This window comes from Massilia sp. LC238 (genome assembly GCF_000735635.1).
Lineage (GTDB): Bacteria > Pseudomonadota > Gammaproteobacteria > Burkholderiales > Burkholderiaceae_D > Telluria > Telluria varians.
The window spans coordinates 48,677-69,813 of sequence record NZ_JNNN01000004.1; the positions used below are offsets into that span (position 1 = coordinate 48,677).

Genomic DNA, 21,137 nt, shown 5'->3' on the forward strand with positions numbered 1-21,137 from the left:
TTGCCGCGCTCATTTGCCGCTTGGCGTTTGGCCGTCCTGGCTTTGCCAAGTGCCCTTGCGCTTCATCGTGCCCCAGCTCGACTCCTTCTGCATCGCCCAGCGCCACAGGCCGGTCAGGCGCCAGATGGAATTGAGCTGGCGGTAGCCGAAGTTCTCCAGGATCACCACCAGTCCCAGCATCAAGAGTTGCCTGCCGCGCGGGTAGATGTGGAAGGACATCTCTTCCAGCAGCAGGCCGGAGGCCGACAGCAGGATGCCCAGGCCGATGGCGACGAACAGGAAGGCGCCGAAGGCCTCCCAGGAAATCATGCCGCTGAAGTAAGCCCAGATCATGAACACATAGCCGCCGATCTCCACCAGCGGACCGAGCCACTCGAACAGCAGCATGAAGGGGAAGGCCACCCAGCCCGGCACGCCGCCGTTACGCGAGAAGACCAGGCCCCAGTTGGCGTTCAGGCTCTCGGCCAGTCCGCGCTGCCAGCGGATGCGCTGGTTCTTCAGGGTACGGTAGTCCTCGGGCGCCTCGGTCCAGCACACCGGGTCGGGGACGAATTCGATGCGGTAGGGCTGGCGCTTCTCGCGCAGCAGGCGGTGCATGCGCACTACCAGTTCCATGTCCTCGCCGATGGTGTCGCGCCGGTAGCCGCCGGCCAGCACCACCGCGTCCTTGCGGAACACGCCGAAGGCGCCGGAGATGATCAGCATGCCGTTCATCGACGACCAGCCCAGCCGTCCGAAGAGGAAGGCGCGCAGGTATTCTACCACCTGGAACAGGGCCCAGATGTTCTTCGGCAGTCCGACGCTGGTGAGGAAGCCCCCGCTGACGGTGCAGCCGTTGGCCACCCGCACCGTGCCGCCGGCCGCCACCACGGTCGGGTCGCGCAGGAAGGGCTCGGTGACCTTGGCCAGGCTGTCGCGCTGCAGGATCGAATCGGCGTCGACCCCGCATACCAGCGGATAGCGCGAGACGTTGATCGCGGCATTCAGGGAATCCGCCTTGCCGCCGTTGAGCTTGTCGATCACGCGCACGTTCGGGTAGCGCGTCGAGCGGTAGATGCCGCGCACCTCGGCGGTCGGGATCTGGCGCCGGTAGGCTTCCGGGAAGGGCAGCAGGGCGAACTCGCGCTTGAGCACCTCCAGCGTGCCGTCCTTGGAGCCGTCGTTGACGACGATGATCTCGAACTCGGCGTAGGTCAGCTGCAGCATCGAGCGGACCGAGGCGGCGATGGTGGCTTCCTCGTTATAGGCCGGCACCAGGATGCTCACTGGCGGCTCCAGGCCGGAATAGGCGCGCGGCAGGTCGGCGATGAACAGTTCCTGGCCCTTGACGCGCAGGGCCCGCAGCGCGATCGCGTTCAGCAGCAGGTATCCGCCGTTGAGCGCGATGAAGTAGCAGAACACGAACCAGGTGATGAAATCGGTCATGCCTGCTCCTCCGCCAGTACCTGGTCCAGCATGTCGAGCGCGAAGCGGTCGGTGAGCGAGGCGCGCACCGCGTCCAGGTCGGCCTGTGCCAGCAGCGGCAGTTCGCGCAGCGCCTGGGCCGCGCGGTAGCGCACCCACCATTGCGGGTCGCCCAGCAGGCGGGTCAAGCGGGCGGCGTCGCTGCGCTCGCCGACCCGGCCCAGGGCGCGCGCGGCCTGCACCCGCACCTGCCAGTCTTCATGGCCGAGCAGGGTGCGCACTTCAGACAGCGTGGCAGGTGTCAGCACGCCGCGCAGGGCGGCGATCACCACGCTACTTGACGGGCTGCGCAGGGCCTCGGCGAGCACCCCGGCCGGAAGGGTGACCCGCAGGGATTCGGCGATCCGCAATGCGCGCGGCAGCCGATCCTCGGGCAAGCCCGGCAGGATGCGCGCCAGCACCTGCGCCACCGGGCCGCTGGCCTGCTGCAGGATGCCGGCCACGTGCGACAGCGCCCAGTCTTCGCGCTCGATGAACAGCGGTGTCAGGTAGTCGGCCGCGGCTTCCGGATCGACCCGCACCAGCGCCCACAGCGCGCTGAGCGAGAGCACGCTGTCGGCGGCGCTGGCCAGCGGCAGCAGCTGCGGCCAGGCGGCGCGGTCGCGCAGGTGTCCCAGCACCAGGGTGGCCAGCAGGCGTTCATTGCGCGCGCCGCGTGCGAGCATGCCGCGGGCCAGGGTATCGACGCCGAGCCGGCGCGCCACGCCATTGAGCGCTTCGTTGGCCTCGCCGCGCAGCGAACCCTGCAGGTGCGCCCACAGGTGCAGGAAGGGCAGGCGCTCGTTCGGCCGCAAGGACGGCAGCTCGGGTTCTTCCCCGACGATGGCCTGGTTCAGCAGCGGGCGCCAGCGGGCGACGGCGCGCGCCGCGCGCCGCTCGCGCCGCCGCAGGCTGATACGCAGCAGCACGATCTGCAGGGCCAGCAACAGGGTCAGGACGAGGGCGACCGTCCCAGTCCAGACCGCGACGGTAATGAAGGTGTTGCCGGCGCCTGCGGGCAAGGCGCTCGGGGTCATGGGCCCGTCTTCAGGAAACGCCGGACCCGCGCCAGCAGTTCATTCGGCTGGAAAGGCTTGATGACGAAATCGTTGGCGCCGGCGTCGAGCGCGCGCACGGTGTCGCGTTCGGTATTCTTGGCAGTGAGCATCAGGATCGGCAAGCCGGCCCAGTCGCTGCGTTCGCGCGCCAGCTGTACCAGCTCGAAGCCGTCGACGTAGGGCAGCATGACGTCGAGCAGCACCAGGTCGGGCCGCTCGGCGGCAGCGCGGAAATGTTCGCTCGCGGCGCGGCCGTCGGCCAGGTGGACGACGCGGTAAGCCTGGCGCTCCAGCATGAAGCGCAGGACCTGGGCGATGTGCTCGTCGTCCTCGACGACCAGCACGAGGGGAGGGGAAGCGTGTTCGTTTTCCATCGAATTCCGATTAGACGGTGGCGCCGCCAGTATAGCCGACAAGCACTGCTGTGGTGCCTGGCGCTGTTGCTCAGCGGCTACGAAGCGGGTCGAGCAGGCTGCGCAGATTATTATGGTCGAGCTCGTACATCAGGGCCAGCAACTGGCCCAGCTCGCCGCGTGGAAAGCCTTCGCGGGCAAACCAGCCCAGGTAGTGGCCCGGCAGGTCGGCAATCTTGTGGCCTTTGTATTTCCCGTACGGCATGTCGCGCACGAGCAGTAGAGAGAGATGATGGGTGTCCATTGGCGCGTCCTATGGAACGCACTTTAGCAAACAATCTCAAAGTTGTAGCATGGTCGGAGCTGGAGGTGATGCAATGGACAATGAATTCGACCTGGAACGTTTCGTCCAGGCCCAGGAACCGGTGTACGCCACGGTGCTCGCCGAACTGCGCGCCGGCCGCAAGCACAGCCACTGGATGTGGTTCATCTTTCCCCAGATTGCCGGGCTCGGCCGCAGCGAGATGGCGCAGCGCTACGCGATCGCGTCCAGCGATGAGGCCGCCGCCTACCTGGCGCATCCGGTGCTGGGCGCGCGCCTGCGCGAGTGCGCGGGCATCGTGGCCAAGCGTGACGGGCTGACGGCTGAAGAAATATTTGGCCACCCCGACGACCTCAAGTTCCGCTCGTCGATGACCCTGTTTGCCGACGTCGCGCCGGACGAAGCGGTCTTCCAGGACTGCATCGACAAGTATTTCGATGGCGAGCCGGACGATGCTACCCTGGCGCGGCTGTAAACGCCGGCGTCCATTCCTGTCGCGCCATCGAACGCGTTTGCGGTAGTTCGTCCTGTCCGCCCGGTGGGCGTTCTACATTCGTCCTGCCTCATGCAGGCGCATGAGCCCACTACCGGAGACAGACAATGCGACATTTCTCGATAGGGCGTTTTTCCACGATAACAGGCATGGTGGTGCTGGCGAGCGCGGTGGCCGCCGGCAGCCGTGCCGGCGAGAACAGCGGCAAGGTCCTTGCCGCGCCAGGGGAGCAGGAAGGGCACAAGGCCGGGAGCCAGGGCCGGGACGTCTATGGCATCGTCAATCTTGCAGGCGGGACCTTCGGCTTCGTGGCCGACATCAATGCCCGCGGCCAGGCCGCGTTCGAATACTTCGGCCTCGATGGCCTGCTGCACGTGGGCTATTTCGACGGTGCGCGCGTGATCGACATCTCGCCGCCGAACAACCGGACCGCCTTTCTCGGCGACCTCAACGACAAGGGCGAAGTCGCCTTCTCGGCCAGCGTCGTCGAGCCGGCGATGCCTGAAGGCACCCCGTTCCGGCCGTTCCGCTGGTCGGCGTCACGCGGCCTGCTTCCCTTGCCGAGCCTGAGCAGCGACGGTTCCACCTTCGTCACGGCCATCAACAATCACGCGGAGATCGTCGGACGATCCGCGCTTTCGGCCGAGAACGGCGCCGACCGCGCCGTGCGCTGGACCGCGGCGAACCGCCTGATCCAGCTGCCCGCGCCGGCGGACATCGGCGCGACCTATGCCAGCCACATCAACGACGGCAACGTCACCGTCGGGTCCGGAGACGCGGCGGGCGGGGCGCCGAACGTGCTGGCCTGGGACGCCGCCGGCCGGACGATGGACCTCGGTCCCTTCGGCAAGCGCTTCGCATTCGCTTCGACGGGCAACAACCGCGGGGAGATCGCCGGGATGCTCGACACGCTGAGCTCCGAGCTCAGCGCCTTCCTGTGGAGTCCAGGCAAGGGCGCGGTGCGTATCGGCGCGCGCACCATCACGCATGGGCTGAACGGCAACGGCGAAGTGGTCGGCCGCAGGGTCAGCGGGAATTCCGACCCCGCGCCCCGCGCCTTCCTGTTTTCCCGGGCGCGCGGCCTGGTCGACCTGCACCCGCGCGGGCTCCAGGTCTCCGAAGCCAATGCCGCCAACGAGCGCGGCGTGGTGGTCGGCCTGGGGCAGCGCGCTCCGGGCGACAATATCGCGTATCGCTGGACCCACGGCGGCGCGGTCGACCTGAATACGCGCCTGCTCAACCCGCCCACGGGCCTGGTGCTGCACTCGGCGCTTGCGGTCTCGAACAACGGCGATATCGTGGCCAGTTCCAACGCCGGGGTGGTGCTCCTGCGCGCCAACGGCGGCGGCACCGATGCGCCGGTGCTCGGGCCGATCCGGCACGCCCAGCCGCGCCTGAACCAGCCGCTCGAGATCACGCTGTCCTTCCGCGACCGCAACGTGGGCGACACACACAGCGCGACAGTCGACTGGGGCGACGGCAGCGGCCCCCAGGTGGTGGGCCTGCGCGAATACCGGGGCAAGGGCGAGGTGCGCGCCAGCCATACCTATACCTCCAACGGCGACTACACCATCGTCGTGCGCGTCAGGGACTCGACCGGCAAGGCCACGCAGCTGTTCGAGCAGCTCACGATCCTCGACCTCGGCACGCCCGGCGCGCAAGGCCAGGGTGCGCTTGCGAACGCTGCGGGCGCGGCCGCGCACCGGCAGCTGCAGGCGCGCGCCCTGGCGGCCCGGCTGGGCCACGGGCCGACGCAGCTGCTCCGCTAGACGGTGGCCAGGATCGCCCCGAGCCGCTCCATGTCCACCGGCTTGACCAGGTGGTGGTCGAAGCCGGCGGCCATGATCTGCTGGCGTTCGCTGTCCTGACCATAGCCGGTGACGGCGACCAGCAGGGCGCCCGCCGTGGCCGGGTCGGCGCGAAGGCGCCGCGCGAGCTCCTTGCCGTCCATCTCCGGCAGGCCGATGTCGAGCAGGCAGACTTGCGGCGGCGTCGCCCGTGCGCGTTCGAGGGCGGCCAGCGCGCCGTGTTCCACCAGTGTCTGGTGGCCGGCCGCTTCCAGCACCATGGCCAGGGTCACGGCCGCGTCGACGTTGTCGTCCACGACCAGGACCCGCAGCGCAGCCCCCTGGCGGCCGCATCCGCGGCAATGGGGGCGGCATCTTCGCACGGCGCGGCATTCCCGGTGCAGCAGGGCAGGCAGACCGAGAAGGTGCTGCCCAGTCCAAGTCCCGGGCTGGCGCAGGCGACCGAGCCGCCGTGCAGTTCGACCAGGCTTTTCACCAGGGCCAGTCCCAGCCCGAGGCCGCCCAGCGAGCGGTCGACGCTGCGCTCGGCCTGCGCGAACAGCTCGAACACCCGCCCGGTCAGCTCGGGCGCCATGCCGATGCCGTTGTCGCTGACGTCGATGCAGGCATTGCCGTCGGCGGCATGGGCGCGCAGCACCAGGCGTCCGCCTTCCGGCGTGTACTTGGCCGCGTTGTTGAGGAGGTTGGCGACCACCTGCACCAGCCGCTTCTTGTCGCCCCTGACCATGACCGCGCCTTGCGGCAGCGCCAGCGACAGGTCGTGGCGGCGTGCGCGCACCAGCGGCGTGACTTGCTCGACCGCATCCTGCAGCACGTCGCGCAGGTCGACCGGCGCCTGCTCCAGTTCGACCAGGCCGCGGGTGACCCGCGATACGTCGAGCAGGTCGTCGATCAGCGCCGTCATGTGGCCGACCTGGCGCGCGATGATCTCGCTGGTGCGCCGCACCAGCGCCTCGTCCGGCTTCATGCGTTGCAGCAGGGCGGCCGCGGCGCTGATCGGCGCGATCGGATTGCGCAGCTCGTGGGCCAGCATGGCGAGGAATTCGTCCTTGCGCCGGTCCGACTCGCGCAGCTTCTCCTCGGCTGCCTTGCGCTCGCTGATGTCGCTGGCCGCGCCGATCCATTCCACCACCCGTCCGTGCGCATACTGGATCGGCACGGCGCGCGACAATGCCCAGCCGTCGCTGCCGTCGATGCGGCGCACCCGGTGCTCCAGCTCGTACACGGAGCCGGTGCGGATCGCTTCGAGCACGGCTGCGTGCACACGCGCCTGCTCGTCGGCCGGAATGTAGTCCTGGAGCCAGAACGCGCGCGGACCCGCGGTATCCTTCAGGAAGCCGCGCCCGTCGAGCTCGCGCAGCTCGGTCCAGTCGGCGTTCATCCGGTACACCACCTGGCCGGCCGTGGTCAGCGCCCGGAACCGGCTCTCGCTTTCGCGCAGCGCCCGTTCGGAACGGATCTGCTCGGTAACGTCCTTGGTCGTGTGCGAGATGCAGGCGATGGCGCCGTCTTCGTCGAATACCGGTGCGCTGTAGGCACTCCAGAACCGCTCGTCGAAGCTGACCGTGCCGTCGGGTCCTTCCAGGGGTATCGGGTAGCGCTGCACCGGAAGCATGTCCGGCTCGCGGGTCGCCAGCACCTTGGCGAACGATGCGCGCAGCTCGGCCTCGTTGGTGCTGCTGGCGGGGTCGTCGGGATTGGAAGGGAAGGCCACGAACAGGCTCGTGCCCACCAGCTCCTCGCGCCGGCGCGAAGACGCTTTCAGGAAGGCATCGTTCACGGCGAGGATCACGGCCTCGGGCGTCGGCGACAGCAGGTACTTGCCGATCGGCGAACTATTGAACGCTGACTCGAAAACGGATGGCGAGAGCATGGGTCAATACAGGGGCGGGCCATGAAGAAAACACAATTATAAAAGCGATTGCTTGCGATGACACATTTACTACTGCGACACGCGCGCCGCCAGGAAGAAGCGGGTTGCGTATAATCGCGGTCAGTTCGTCCCTTTATTATCTGAAAGCAATAATTCATGGCTTCCTCCGACAACATCAGCATGGCGGTGTTCTGCGACTTCGAAAACGTCGCGCTCGGCGTGCGCGACGCCAACTACGAAAAATTCGACATCAAGCCGGTGCTGGAACGCCTGCTGCTCAAGGGCAGCATCGTGGTCAAGAAAGCCTATTGCGACTGGGACCGCTACAAGACCTTCAAGGCGCCCATGCACGAGGCGAACTTCGAGCTGATCGAGATTCCCCACGTGCGCCAGTCGGGCAAGAATTCGGCCGACATCCGCCTGGTGGTCGACGCGCTCGACCTGTGCTACACCAAGTCGCATGTCGACACCTTCGTGATCGTCTCGGGCGACTCGGACTTTTCGCCGCTGGTATCGAAGCTGCGCGAGAACGCCAAGCGCGTGATCGGCGTGGGCGTCAAGCAATCCACCTCGGACCTCCTGGTGGCGAACTGCGACGAATTCATCTTCTACGACGACCTGGTGCGTGAGAAGAACCGCGCCGCCGCCAAGCGCAAGGAAGAACTCGACGCGCGCCGCGGCCAGCCGGCGGCGCGCCGCCCGAGCGACGACAAGCGCCGCGAGGAGCTGGAAGCGCGCAAGGCGCAGGCGCTCGAGATGGTGGTCGAGACCTTCGACGCGCTGGTTTCCGAGCGCGGCGACACCGGCAAGATCTGGGCCTCGCTGCTGAAGGACACTCTGAAGCGCCGCCGTCCGGACTTCTCCGAGACCTTCTACGGTTTCCGCACCTTCGGCAACCTGCTGGAAGAAGCCCAGGCGCGCGGCCTGTTCGACTTCGGCCGCGACGAAAAATCCGGCACCTATGTGTTCCGCAGCGTCGCGGCGCCGGTGGCGATGCCGGCCCCGGAGCTGGTGGTGGTGCCGGAGAGCCCGGCGGGCGAGGAAGCGGCCGCCGTCGAGGGCGGCGAGGAAGCACCGCCGCAGGCCGAAGCCAAGCCGGAACGTGGCCGCCGCGGCCGCGGCGGGCGCGGCGGCAGGGGCCGCGAGGCGGGGTCCGCCGTGCCCGAGCTGAGCGCGGTGGACGCGGCCCTGGCCGCGGAACTGCCGCCGGGCCCGGCCGCCACGGAAGAGGCGGCAGCGGAAGCGCCGCTGGCTGAAGAAGCGGTCGAAGCAAGCACCGACACCGCGGTGGAGGAGGTCCCCGTGGAGCCGGCGCCGGCCCCGGTCAAGGAACGCCGCCGCGCACCGCGCAAGCCGGCCGCGAAGAAAGCGGCAGCCGAAGCGCCGGCTGTCGAAGCGGCGGCCGATCTGCCCGCTCCGACCGTGGCGCTCGACAGCGCTGCGGACATGCCGGCAAGTGCAGCGGAAGCGGCAGCCGATACCGCAACGGATACCGCGCTTGATGCCGGTGACGCCGCGGATGCCGACGGCGATGCCGAGGCCAAGGCGGCGCGCAAGAAGACTGCCCGCCCGGCCCACAAGGCCCCGGCCCGCAAGACCGCCCCGCGCGGACGCCGTCCGGCCAAGCCGAAGACCCCTGCCGAAAACGGCTGACGGCACACGGCGGCGCGTGCGACGTGCGCGCGCCGCCCCTGCAATAATGGCACCGTCCGCATGCGCGGGCCTGCCGCGGCGTCCGCCCGGCTGTCGCAACGTGCGAAGGAGCCTGCCATGCGTGTGCCTGCCGCGGTGTTGACTGGGGCCTTGTTCTTGATCGCCGCGCTGCCCGCGGCCCAGGCCGCGCCGCCGGCCGATCATCCCATCCTGGGCATCTGGAAACTGAGCCTGCCCGACCTCGGCTGCTCGGAAACCTACCGCTTCCGCGGTGACGGCACCACCCTCGTCACCAGCGCCGAAGAAGTCTCCGAGAGCGAATACCGCATCCCCGCCAAGCCCAGCGCCAAGGGTTTCTACCGGCTGGAAGACCGCATCGTGAAGGACAACGGCAAGAAGGACTGTGCCGGCGCCATCATGAAACCCGGCACCACCGCCACCAACTACATCCGTTTCCACCCCTCCGGGGCGCTGTTCCTGATGTGCGCGGACGAGACCATGAACACCTGCATCGGCCCCTTCGAGCGGGTGCAGGGCGAAGAAGCGTAGAGCTGAATGCGACACGCTTGAAATAGCGTGCTACTTGAGGTCATTGTCCTGATAACTCTGCCTCGGCCTCAGGTTTATCCCAGATCAATTACTGCGGGTACATAGTTGCAATACTGTTTGTTGGAGAAAAACACTCAGTAATGCAACCTGGGATGCAACTCGCATGAATCTCAAGGAATTGGCAGGCGTATTCGTCGGCATGTCGGACGGGAATCGACCAATCCGTGCAAGGCTGGCGCAAGGGCAGAAGGTGCTTGACGACGTATTGTTGGTCAAGCGTGTTTCAGGATGCGAGACGATATGCGGCGGGCTGGAATACCGCCTTGCATGCGTAGCGACCCGTGCGGACTTTCCACTGAAAGAATTCATCGCATTACCGGTCGAACTCCAGTTCGTCACTGACCGCGGTAAATTGCACGCCGTATGCGGCATCGTGTCACAAGCGGCTGCCGGGCACGGCGACGGCGGCTTGGCGACCTATCAACTGGTGATACGCGACGCGTTAGCGCTGATGGAGCAGCGTATCAATACGCGAATTTTCCGTAACCAGAACGAACTGGACATCACCGAAATCATTCTCGACGAATGGCGCCGGAATAATCCGGTATTGGCCAAGGCTTTCGACGTAGACTGGTCTCACATCACCGGCACCTATCCCGCGCGGGAATTCACGATGCAGCATAACGAATCCGATGCCGGGTTCCTGTGTCGATTATGGAAACGACGTGGTATCGCCTGGTTTGTTCGAGCTGGGCGAGCCAGCGCGTCAGGAGACCCGGACATGCCGGGTCATATGCTTGTCCTGTTCGACGACGTGTCCACGTTGCCGCAAAACGTCGCCGGCACCGTGCGCTACCACCAGGACGACGGCACAGAGCAAAGCGACACCATCATCCGCTGGAGTCCTGTTCGTACACTAAAACCGGGCAATGTGGCACGCCAGAGCTGGGACTACATGCAAGGCCGTATGACGAGCAGCGCTACGCCTTCCCGTATCGATCAAGGGGCAACGGGTAGCCAGTTCGCGGCAACACTCGACGACTACCTGATCGATATGCCTCATGCCGGAGACAATGGAGAAGATTACCGTCGTCTCGGCGAGCTGCGCATCAAGAGGCACGAATATGAATCCAAGTGCTTTTACGGTGAAGGCAGTGTGCGGACCCTTTGTGTCGGACAATGGATAGGACTGGCTGGACATCATGAAATCGACACGCACGCCGAGAACGAACGTGAATTCGTCGTCACGCGCCTTGAGGTCCATGCAGAGAGCAATCTTCCCAAAGCAATCGACGACCAGGTGCAGCGCCTGTTTGCGCTGAGCCGATGGGACGAGGCGCAGCCCCGGAACGCCCTCCAGAAGGCTAGCGACGAACGCGGCATGCGCTACACCAATCGCTTCGCTTGCGTGCGGCGCGGCGTTCCGATTGTTCCCGCTTTCGATCCACGCAGCGATTTACCGCATCCACAGCTGCAAAGTGCTGTCGTGGTCGGCCCGGCAGGTGAAGAAGTGCACTGCGATGAGTACGGCCGCGTCAAAGTGCGCTTTCCCGGAACTAATGCGGAAGACCATTTGCATGCGCAAGGTGCCGGCGCCAGCGACAGCGATCGGGACTCGGCCTGGGTGCGCGTCGCCAGTACCTGGGCCAGCAATCAGTGGGGAACGATAACGCTGCCTCGTGTCGGCGATGAAGTCATCGTCGATTTCCTGGGTGGGGACCCGGACAAGCCCATCATCGTGGCGCAGGTCTATGGAGGCAAAGCTCCGCCGCCATCGTTCAGCCATGTCGGTGCGTTGCCGGGGAACCGGTACGTTGCCGGCATCAAGAGTAAAGAAGTGCAGGGCACCCGCTACAACCAGCTCCGGCTGGACGATACGCCGGGACAAATCAATGCACAGGTCTCTTCGCAGCATGGCCATAGTGAACTGAATCTTGGATGGCTCACGCATCCCCGCAGTGACGGCAAAGGCGAAGCGCGCGGCGAAGGTGCGGAGCTGCGCAGTGATCATGCGGTTTCCGTGCGAGGCGCCCAAGGCGTCCTGATCAGCGCCGCTGCCCGCCTCAAAGCCGGTGGCAAACAGCTGGATCGGGGTGAGCTGATCGGATTGATTGATGCGATACAGGGTGTGCAGCAACAGTTGTCGGAGCTGTCGACGACGCACCATGCCGGGGACACTGACGACAAAGAGCTCTCGCAACTTATCGGCTACCTGAAGGAATGGGACGCTGGCAGCAATGCCAGAGCGGGTGATATTGGCGCCGGCGGCCAGCCTGTCGTGGCACTGTCAGCGCCAGCTGGCATTGCAATGGCTAGCCAGGACAATCTGGCGATCGGCGCTCAAACGCACATCGACATGGTTAGTATCGGCAACACGCAGTTGTCGGCTGGCAGAAAACTGCTCGCGCGCGCCTCCGAAAGCATTAGCTTGTTTGCGCATCGCCTTGGCATCAAGCTGATCGCGGCTAGCGGCAAGCTGGTAATGCAAACCCATGCCGACGACATCGAGCTCACGTCTGCAAAACGTATCGTCCTGACAGCAACTGACGAGATTGTTCTGCAGGCGCCCAAGCTGCGCATTGTTGCGCAGGGCGCGCAAGTGGACATTGGCGGTGGCGCGATCACGCAGCAAAGCAGTGGCGAGCACACGATCAAGTCGTCGAAATTTGCTCATGTCAAACCTGGCGGCAGCAGCCTCGCCGCTGTCGACCTACCCACGAGTGAAATGACGCACGACCAGCAAACCGTCTTGCGGTGGATAGGGACCGACGAACCCATGCAGAACCAGCGTTACCGCATCACGACGGAAGACGGACGTATCTTCGAGGGACGGACAGACGCGGCCGGCATGACCGAGCGTTTTGCCAGCGCCATCCCGTTCGGCCATTACAGCATCGAAGCGCTCGACGACTAATCGCCTCAAGGAGGGGCAAACGATGACTACCGCAGAACGTCCCTTGCCGGCGCAACAACATGTTGGCGCAGCGCGCAAGGCCGAGGGCTTTGCGACACCGAAGCAGGACAAGGCGCCGCAGTGCGCGCGCATGCTGCCCCGGCGGGTCTTGCCGATCATTTTCCTGCCCGGGATCATGGGGTCGAATCTGCGCATGAGCGCGGCTCGGCAACAGGAAATGCGCAGGAGTGACAGCATCGCTTGGCGGCCAGACGTCCTTGGCCCGACGAACATCACCGACGCCGCGACCGAGTCGCCCGCGGAACGGCAGCTGCGCCTTGACCCGCTGCAAACCACAGTCGACATTTACGATCCATCTGGCCCGCCTGAGGTTAGTGGCGACGGACGGCACAGCAACGTCGAGATTGATAAGGGATTTCGTTCGCCATTGCTGGTGGATGATCCCATCATCGTCAAGAACCGGCGCAGCGCGGTGCAAAAGGCGCGTGCGCGCGGGTGGGGTGAGGTTTTTTTCAAGAGCTATGGCGAACTATTGCAGCATCTTGAATCACGCCTCAACAGTACCTTCTTCGAGGGGAAGATTCGTCCCGAGTGGCGTGATGTCGTTGGCGTCGACCCTCAGGTGTGGAGTGCTGATCCGAGTCTGCCTCAGAAGGCGCTAACTGAGGACGAACTCAAGAAGGTTGCCACTGGCTGCTGGTTCGCTGTTTATGCGTTTGGTTATAACTGGCTGCAGTCTAATGGAGATAGCGCCAAAATCATTGCCAAGCGCATCAATCAAACGATCGATGATCTTAACAAATCGGGCTACGAATGCAATCAGGTAATCATTGTTACCCATTCTATGGGAGGCCTCGTTGGGCGGGCATTGATTCACCCGCAGTTTGGCAACCTGCAAGACAAAATACTCGGCATTGTCCACGGCGTGATGCCAGCCGTCGGCGCTCCAGCGGCTTATAAGCGTATGCGAGCGGGATTCGAGGACCCTGGCATGATGGAAAATCCGGTTGAAAGCATTGGGGCTAAAGTGGCCGGCAACTTTGGCGACGAGGTGACGGCGGTTCTAGCGAACTCACCCGGCGCACTGCAATTGTTGCCTAGCGATTCATACGGGAATGGCTGGCTACGCGTAACACACAATGGACGCGATCTGGAGGTCTGGCCGAAGCAGGGTGATCCGTACAATGAGATCTACAAGATTCGCGGAAAGTGGTATTCGCTTTTCCTGGAAGAGTGGATTAATCCTTCTGGACTTCCTCCGCAAGATGGCGGCGGGACATTTGAGCGGGCCTGCGAGTTTCTTGACGAAGCCATGATTTTTCATAGACGAATTTCGAAGACGTTTCATTCCAACAGCTATGCTCATTATGGCGCCGACCGTGCAAGGCATAGTTTCGGAGAAGTCATATGGACTATCGACAAGAACTGCGCTGACCCAGCGGGCTGGAAGGATTGGCCCATTATTACCGACACTAAGCAGGGTACAGTGCAGCTTGTTCGTTGGGATCCGATCATCCCTAACAAAGCACTTCACCCCTTTGTCGACCGAATACCTAAGCCAGTACACGCGACCATTCTCCCACCTTCGACGCCTGGGGACCAAACCGTGCCAGCGAGGTCTGCCGATTACCAGTTACTCAGTGGTGCGTTTAAAGCTATTTTCCGTCAAACCGGTTACGAACATCAGTCGAGTTACAAAGATCCCCGAGCGATCGCTGCGACACTGTACAGCATTGTACGAATCGCTCAGAAGGCGACTTGGAGATCTGTAGAGGAACGATCATGCGTCTAACAAACAAACCTCGGTTTTTCGCGCCACTCGCCGCAGCGGTCCTAATTCTGGCCGCATGCGACCAGAATGCAAAGGAAAGGAAGACACCGACTATGACACCACTCACGCCCCGCCTACAATCCGTGTTCGAAAAGTCCAAGACTATTTGCTTTGGACGGTTCATGGTCGATGTGCCGCAATCAGCTACGGTGGCCTGGGGGAAGGCAAGTGTGCCGATATCTGCCACCATCTACCCCAACGGCGTTAGCAAAGTAAAGGTGCTAGAGCAAGATTTTATTGAAAAACTAAAAAGTGAAAAGGCAATCAACCATGACGACGTGCCATTATTGCTATCAGTTGACGATATAGCCCAGCCTGAGGGAAAGATCGTTACGGGCTATGACGGTTTTGAAGCGATTAATAGGCTCAAGATCAATGGGTACTTTAAGCTGAACAATGACGGCGTTATCTTCGATACTTATTCATTTAAGAGTAGTAAAGACAAAGATATAGCACTGATCAAGAGTATTGCTCGTCGACTACGACTACGTGCCGAGAACGAAATACCCAACGAGCCCGGCAATTGTATTGAATATGCCTTTCTCCCCGATGAGCTAGGTGCCGAAAGAGAGCACCTTGCTGAACTTGTCCGCATTGGGTTCCGCCTAAACGAATTCCCTGATACGCATGTCTCTATTTTTGTTCGCCCCGCCAACCCGCACAAAAACGAAAGCAATTCGCTAAAATGGCAACTTGAGCGGCTCGAGAAAAATTTGAAAGTCGAAAATCCCAGTCATCCACGCCTGAAAACTAAATACTTTCGTAGGGGAGCCCGCGAGATTCACGACTGGGTCGACGGCTTCGAAGCCCTGTCGCGCTCGCCAGACCAAGCAGGCGTTCACGGAATTCATGATTTTGGTATGGATTTCCAGGGCGTACCGTATGATCCATTGAAACCTTACGTGGACATCCGTATGCAAACCGGTGTTGCCAACAACGCCGCCGGCGCCACGAAACCCAGCCTGACCGACGAAGAAGCCATCGCGGTATGGGACAAGATTACGAGCACCATCCGCGTGCGTCCGACCGGTGCTGCGGCGGTGAAAACTGCTGACACCGACACGCAGCCGCGCCTTCCGCTGGGCGAGCTCGCCGCCACGGGCCGCAGCTGCCCACAGACGGGGATGTGGGAGTCCAGCGAACCGTCCGGCACGGAAAACAGCCGGCGCAGGTATATCAAGGCCGGCGAAACAATGCCGCGTGTGACAGTGAGTGGCGCGCCGTCTCTCTGGCAAAGGCTCACGGGAGCAATACCTTCCTATCAGTTGGCGACGATGTGGAAGCTAGTCGATTATGATGACAAGCCCGCTCTCGCCAAATCAACGCCGCAGCCTCCGTCCATCGCACAGCTCGCTCCCAGGAGTGAGACGACGATGACGGACGATCCTGGTGGTATCCAGGCCGATGCGGCCCCGCCCAAAGAACATGGCTGAGCGATGCGCAACGTCATTCGTCTCGGTGACCCGACATCCCATGGCGGCAAGGTCGTGAGCGTAAGCGCAGAGCATTTCACGGTGGATGGCAAACCGGTGGCCCGCGTGGGCGACGTCTGCAGTTGTCCCATCAAGGGACATGACAACTGCAAGATCGCCGAAGGCGAGGGGCGCCACGTCATCGACGACATCGCGGTCGCCTACGAGGGGCATAAAACGACTTGTGGTGCCACCTTGATTGCAACTGTCGGAAATTTTTGTGAAGAGTAGCGGGTCGTCAGAGGTTTTTGTCGGGGCATAACCCGCAGGCATGGCAGGGCAAGCTTGCTGCATTCCCGGTGGCATCGCTTAGGTGTATATTGCTGGGCGAAACGATAACCCCACTGGAATTCCATGTCCCCGGCACTCCTTTTCGCAATCCTGATCGGCTACTTCGCGCTCCTGCTCGCGGTGGCCTGGGCCACCTCCCGCAACGCCAACAACGACAGCTTCTTCATCGGTAACAAGAGCAGCAACTGGATGCTGGTCGCCTTCGGCATGGTCGGCACCACGCTGTCCGGCGTGACTTTCGTGAGCGTGCCGGGCGCGGTCGGCGTCGACGGCTTCGGCTATGCCCAGATCGTGATCGGCTACGTGATCGGCTACATCGCCGTGGCTTACGTGCTGTTGCCGCTGTACTACCGCCTGCAGCTGACCTCGATCTACCACTACCTCGACGTCCGCCTCGGCCGGCGCGCTTACCAGAGCGGTGCGGGCTTCTTCATCGTGTCGCGCCTGCTCGGCGCCACCGCGCGGCTGTACCTGGTCGTAAATATCCTGCAGGCGATCATCCTCGACAGCCTCGGCGTGCCGTTCTGGCTCAGCACCCTCGTCGTGCTGGGCATGATCCTGCTGTATACCTACAAGGGCGGCGTCAAGACCATTGTCTGGACCGACACCCTGCAGACCAGCGCCATGCTGTTCGGCCTGTTCGCATGCGTGTGGATCCTGCTGGGCGAACTGAACATGTCGGTGCCGGAAAGCCTGAACCAGATGCAGTCGCAAGGTTTGGCGAAGATCTTCACGCACGACCTGGACAGCCCCAACTTCTGGCTCAAGCAGATCATCGCCGGCGCCCTGATCACGATCACGATGACCGGCATGGACCAGGAAATGATGCAGAAGACGATCTCGGTCAAGACCCTGAAGGACTCGCAGAAGAACATGCTGACCCTGACTGCGGTGCTGGTCGTGGTGCTGCTCTCCTTCCTGTTCCTGGGCGGCCTGCTGTACCTGTACGCGCCGATCGCGGGCGTCACGGCAAGCGGCGACAAGATCTTCCCGGCCGTGGTGATGGGCCACCTGCCGGCGGCGCTGCAGGTCGTGTTCCTGATCGCGCTGATCTCGGCCCTGTTCCCCAGCGCCGACGGCGCGATCACGGCGCTGACCTCGTCGACCTGCATCGACCTGCTGGGCATCAAGCGCCGTACCGACATGACGGAAGCGGCCAAGGAAAGCCTGCGCCGCCGCGTGCACCTGGGCTTTGCTGCGCTGTTCCTGCTCCTGGTGCTGGGCTTCAAGGCGGCCGACAACCCGAGCATGATCGGGGTGATCCTGAAGCTGGCGGCGTATACCTACGGTCCGCTGCTGGGGCTGTTCGCCTTCGGCATGCTCACGCGCCGCACGCTGACCGACCGCCTGGTGCCGTACATTACGATTGGCGCGCCGATTCTCTGCGCTCTCCTTGAGTACAATCAGGAACACGTGCTCGGTTCCTACCGCCTTGGGCTGGAATTGCTCATGGTAAATGGCATACTCGTGTTTGCCGGCCTGTTCGCCATCTCCCACAAGGAAGAGGCCGGGACGGCCGCAGTCACCGTCTAACAAGACGGCCTGCGCCTTTCATATAGACTGAAGACGGAGTTTCGATGGCTTTCAAACCCCTGAGTGCGCTGCGCCGCGCCTTCGGCATGCTGTGGCACGCGGTCGACGTATCGCGCCGCACCTTCATGAACCTGCTGTTCCTGCTGTTCGTGATCATCGTCATCTCGATCATGACCTCGGGCGGCGTCAAGCCGATCGGCGAGAAGACCGCCCTGGTGCTGGAGCTGAAGGGCGACCTGGTCGAGCAGTACCAGTCGAGCCTGGAGGACACGGTGCTCGATTCCATCGGCGGCGACAGCAAGCGCAGCGTGCGCCTGCGCGACTTGCTGCGCGTGCTCGATGCCGCGGCAAAGGACAAGCACATCGGCACCGTGGTGCTGCTGCTCGACCAGATGAATGGCGGCGGCCTGGCCCAGCTGCGCGAGGTCGGCGCCGCGCTCGACCGCGTCAAGGCTGCCGGCAAGAAGGTGGTGGCCTGGGGCGGCACTTATGACCAGAAGCGCTACCTGATCGCCTCGCACGCGGACGAAGTCTACGTGCACCCGATGGGCATGGTGCTGATCGAAGGCTTCGGCGGTCGCCGCAACTACTACCGCGACGCGCTCGACAAGCTGGGCGTGACCGTCAACCTGATCAAGGTCGGCACCTACAAAAGCTTCGCCGAACCCTATATCGCCAACGGCCCGTCGGAAGCGGCCCAGGAAGCCGACAGCTTCCTGTACAACGCCCTGTGGCAGGACTACACGGCCCAGGTCGAGAAGAACCGCAAGCTCCCCGCGGGCAGCGTAGCCAGGTGGATCGAGACGCTGCCGCAGCAGATGGAAGCGGCAGGCGGCAGCGCGGCGCAGGTGGCGCTGGGCGCCAAGCTGGTGGACGGCCTCAAGACCCGCGACGAGATCCGCGCCATGCTGGCCAAGCGCGGCGCCTGGGACGAGAGCATCAAATCCTTCCGCCAAATCGGCTACCACGATTACCTGGCGCGTCACGAAACCCGGCCCTTCGGCGATGCGGTGGGCGTGATCACCGCCTCCGGCAACATCACCGAGGGCACCAGCGGACCCGGCGTGGTGGGCGGCGTCACCACCGCCAACCTGATCCGCCAGGCGCGCGAGGACGAACAGGTCAAGGCCGTGGTGCTGCGCGTCGATTCGCCAGGCGGCAGCGCCTATGGATCGGAGCTGATCCGGCGCGAGCTGGAACTGACGCGCGCCGCCGGCAAGCCGGTAGTCGTGTCGATGGGCAGCGTGGCCGCTTCCGGCGGCTACTGGATCTCGATGGCGGCCGACGAAGTCATCGCCGACCCGGCCACCATCACCGGCTCGATCGGCGTGTTCACCATCCTGCCGACGGCCGAGAAGATCAGCGACAAGCTGGGGATCCATACCGCCGGCGTCACGACCACCTGGCTGGCCGATGCCTACAACCCGCTGCGCCCGATCGATCCGCGTTTCAGCTCGCTGGTCCAGAGCAGCATCAATCACGTGTACAGCGAGTTCACCACCAAGGCGGCGAACGCGCGCAAGACCACCCCGGCGAAGATCGACGAAGTGGGGCAGGGCCGGGTCTGGACCGGCGCCCAGGCCAAGGAACGCGGCCTGGTCGACCGCCTGGGCGGCTACCGCGATGCGCTGGCCTCGGCCGCCAAGCGCGCCAAGCTGGGCGAGGATTACCGGGTCGCCTACATCGAGCGGCCGGTCAGCCGCATCGAGCGCTTCCTGAACATGATGGGCGCCTCGACCGCGCAAGCCGTCAACATCCAGGTCAAGCTCGGCCTGATGGAAGCGGCGCTGCCAGCCGGCCCCGTGGCCCAGGTGGCGCAGGACATGGCCTTCCTGAAGGACGTCGCCGACGGCCGCAAGCCCTTCGCCGCGGTGACCCACTGCCTGTGCGGAACGCCATGACCGGGACGTCGGATTTGTAGCCAGTTTGTAACTGAGTGCTACGGCAAAAAGACGGGTGCGGAAGCGATTCCGCACCCGTTTCCCGTTTACTCCGCGGATTTGGCGGCCATCGGTGTAAATCGATGTAAAGAAGCGTCCCGCTCATGTAACAGCATCGTGCGCGCAATGTACGTTACGAAACATATCAGGGCAGTGCGCCATGCTAATCTTTTGGGCACAACGTTATCTGAATAACATTCCGCCCATAAGAACAAGGTTGAGCATGGATTCGAACCAGTCCCCCAAGTCCGCCCTCACGAGCCCACCACCCCCGTCTCCCGAGGCCAGGCGCCGCAAGCGCCTGATCGGGACCGTCATCGCAGTGCTCGCGATGGCCGGCCTGGCGGCGCTGGCGTGGTACCTGACCCACCGTCCGGCGGGCGAGGGCGCGGGCGGTCCGCCGGGGGCGGCTGGCGCACGCGGGCCCGGCGGTGGCGGCGGTCCGGGCGCCGGCGGCGGCCGGGGCGGGCGCGGCGGGCCAGCGACCACGGTGGGCGTTGCGACCGCCGAACAGGCCGACATCCCGATCCTGATCGACGCCCTCGGTACCGTGGTGCCGGCGGCCACCGCCACCGTGCGGCCGCAGGTCTCGGGCGTGGTGCAGAAGATCCTGTTCACCGAAGGGCAGACGGTCAAGGCCGGCCAGGTGCTGGCCACGATCGATCCGCGCCCCTTCGAGATGGCGCTGCTGCAGGCGCGCGGCCAGCGCCAGCGCGACGAGGCCCAGCTCGAGAACGCACGCCTGCTGCTCGGCCGCTACCGCACCCTGCTGGAGCAGGAATCGATCGCCCGCCAGGAGGTCGACACCCAGGCGGCGCTGGTCAAGCAGCTCGAGGGCACGGTCATGACCGACCGCGCGGCCGAAGGCATCGCCCAGCTCAATGTCGGTTACACCCAGGTCAAGGCGCCGATCTCCGGCCGGGTGGGCCTGCGCACGGTCGATATCGGCAACCTGGTCAACACGGGCGATGCGAACGGCGTGGCGGTGATCACCCAGCTGTCGCCGATCGACGTCGAATTCACCGTGCCGCAGGACCAGGTGCCGGCGCTGCAGGGACGCATTGCGCAAGGCGCCAAGCTGCCCGCCACCGCGCTGGACCGCACCCGCACCGATACCCTGGCCACGGGCAGCTTCATCGCGCTCGACAACCAGGTCGACGTGCAGACCGGCACCGTGCGCGCCAAGGCGCGCTTCGCGAACAGCGACAACAAGCTGTTCCCCAGCCAGTTCGTCAACCTGCGCTTGCAGCTGGACATGATCGACGATGCCGTGGTGGTGCCGGTGACGGCGCTGCGCCATGGGGCCAACGGCGACTTCGTGTTCGTGCTCAATGCCCAGGACAAGACGGTGTCGCAGCGCGCGGTGACGCGCGGGCAGGCGACCGTGGACAAGGTGCAGATCAAGACCGGCCTGAAGGTGGGCGAGCAGGTGATTACCGAAGGCGCGGATCGCTTGCGCGATGGGGCCAAGGTAACGCTGCCGGGCGACCGGCCGCAGGGAGCGCGTGGTGGTGCCGGAGGACAGCAAGTGCAGGGCGAGGGACGTCGTCAGCGTCAAGGGACACAACAATGAGCCTGGCTGTGCAAGCGAACTTGGGCCCCGG

General features: G+C 64.2%; 17 protein-coding genes. 11 read left to right on the plus strand and 6 right to left on the minus strand.

Features of this window, described 5'->3' with window-relative positions:
- Positions 1–9 precede the first annotated feature (9 nt).
- The 4 genes from FG94_RS00725 to FG94_RS00740 form a co-directional block, all read right to left on the minus strand.
- Positions 10–1,425, minus strand: coding sequence for a glycosyltransferase family 2 protein (locus tag FG94_RS00725; RefSeq protein ID WP_036205850.1), 1,416 nt, complete (start codon positions 1,423–1,425; stop codon positions 10–12).
- Positions 1,422–2,480, minus strand: a complete 1,059-nt coding sequence (locus FG94_RS00730) for a HEAT repeat domain-containing protein (protein WP_051995926.1) — start codon at positions 2,478–2,480, stop codon at positions 1,422–1,424. The genes FG94_RS00725 and FG94_RS00730 overlap by 4 nt, the downstream gene beginning before the upstream one ends.
- Positions 2,477–2,875 (minus strand): response regulator transcription factor, encoded by a 399-nt coding sequence (locus FG94_RS00735; protein ID WP_036205852.1) that lies wholly within the window; start codon positions 2,873–2,875, stop codon positions 2,477–2,479. Before FG94_RS00735 ends, FG94_RS00730 begins: the two co-directional genes overlap by 4 nt.
- A 70-nt stretch (positions 2,876–2,945) precedes the next feature.
- The gene (locus tag FG94_RS00740; protein WP_027863848.1) at positions 2,946–3,158 is read right to left on the minus strand and encodes a DUF3820 family protein; all 213 of its coding nucleotides are present in this window, start codon (positions 3,156–3,158) and stop codon (positions 2,946–2,948) included.
- 73 nt (positions 3,159–3,231) lie between these two features.
- Here FG94_RS00740 and FG94_RS00745 point away from each other — a divergent pair, with 73 nt between their 5' ends.
- Together FG94_RS00745 and FG94_RS00750 are read left to right on the plus strand one after the other, a co-directional pair.
- A complete protein-coding gene (locus tag FG94_RS00745) occupies positions 3,232–3,651 on the plus strand; it encodes a DUF1810 domain-containing protein (protein ID WP_036205854.1) in 420 nt (139 codons plus the stop codon).
- A gap of 125 nt (positions 3,652–3,776) precedes the next feature.
- On the plus strand, positions 3,777–5,438 hold the full coding sequence (locus FG94_RS00750; RefSeq protein ID WP_152570794.1) for a PKD domain-containing protein: 1,662 nt from the start codon (positions 3,777–3,779) through the stop codon (positions 5,436–5,438).
- Here the strand turns inward: FG94_RS00750 and FG94_RS28515 are convergent.
- A complete protein-coding gene (locus FG94_RS28515) occupies positions 5,435–5,773 on the minus strand; it encodes a response regulator (RefSeq protein WP_051995927.1) in 339 nt (112 codons plus the stop codon). The genes FG94_RS00750 and FG94_RS28515 overlap by 4 nt on opposite strands.
- Positions 5,746–7,350 carry a PAS domain-containing sensor histidine kinase gene (locus FG94_RS28520; protein ID WP_051995928.1) on the minus strand — a complete coding sequence of 535 codons (1,605 nt, stop codon included), beginning with the start codon at positions 7,348–7,350 and terminating at the stop codon, positions 5,746–5,748. The genes FG94_RS28515 and FG94_RS28520 overlap by 28 nt, the downstream gene beginning before the upstream one ends.
- A 156-nt stretch (positions 7,351–7,506) precedes the next feature.
- On the opposite strand from FG94_RS28520, the gene FG94_RS00760 reads away from it, so the two are divergent.
- The 9 genes from FG94_RS00760 (at position 7,507) to FG94_RS00800 (ending at position 21,106) form a co-directional block, all read left to right on the plus strand.
- Positions 7,507–9,003 (plus strand): NYN domain-containing protein, encoded by a 1,497-nt coding sequence (locus FG94_RS00760; protein WP_036205858.1) that lies wholly within the window; start codon positions 7,507–7,509, stop codon positions 9,001–9,003.
- Positions 9,004–9,120: 117 nt separating this feature from the next.
- Positions 9,121–9,552, plus strand: coding sequence for a hypothetical protein (locus tag FG94_RS00765; protein ID WP_036205859.1), 432 nt, complete (start codon positions 9,121–9,123; stop codon positions 9,550–9,552).
- A gap of 163 nt (positions 9,553–9,715) precedes the next feature.
- Positions 9,716–12,466, plus strand: a complete 2,751-nt coding sequence (locus tag FG94_RS00770; protein WP_051995929.1) for a type VI secretion system Vgr family protein — start codon at positions 9,716–9,718, stop codon at positions 12,464–12,466.
- A gap of 22 nt (positions 12,467–12,488) precedes the next feature.
- The gene (locus tag FG94_RS00775) at positions 12,489–14,258 is read left to right on the plus strand and encodes a triacylglycerol lipase (protein WP_051995932.1); all 1,770 of its coding nucleotides are present in this window, start codon (positions 12,489–12,491) and stop codon (positions 14,256–14,258) included.
- Positions 14,259–14,350: 92 nt separating this feature from the next.
- A complete protein-coding gene (locus FG94_RS27005) occupies positions 14,351–15,730 on the plus strand; it encodes a T6SS immunity protein Tli4 family protein (protein WP_267872322.1) in 1,380 nt (459 codons plus the stop codon).
- A gap of 3 nt (positions 15,731–15,733) precedes the next feature.
- Positions 15,734–16,000, plus strand: coding sequence for a PAAR domain-containing protein (locus FG94_RS00785; protein ID WP_036205861.1), 267 nt, complete (start codon positions 15,734–15,736; stop codon positions 15,998–16,000).
- A gap of 123 nt (positions 16,001–16,123) precedes the next feature.
- On the plus strand, positions 16,124–17,593 hold the full coding sequence (locus FG94_RS00790) for a sodium:solute symporter (protein ID WP_036205863.1): 1,470 nt from the start codon (positions 16,124–16,126) through the stop codon (positions 17,591–17,593).
- 44 nt (positions 17,594–17,637) lie between these two features.
- A complete protein-coding gene (sppA, locus tag FG94_RS00795; protein WP_036205865.1) occupies positions 17,638–19,494 on the plus strand; it encodes a signal peptide peptidase SppA in 1,857 nt (618 codons plus the stop codon).
- Between the two features lie 262 nt (positions 19,495–19,756).
- The gene (locus tag FG94_RS00800; protein WP_036205866.1) at positions 19,757–21,106 is read left to right on the plus strand and encodes an efflux RND transporter periplasmic adaptor subunit; all 1,350 of its coding nucleotides are present in this window, start codon (positions 19,757–19,759) and stop codon (positions 21,104–21,106) included.
- The last annotated feature ends 31 nt before the right edge of the window (positions 21,107–21,137 follow it).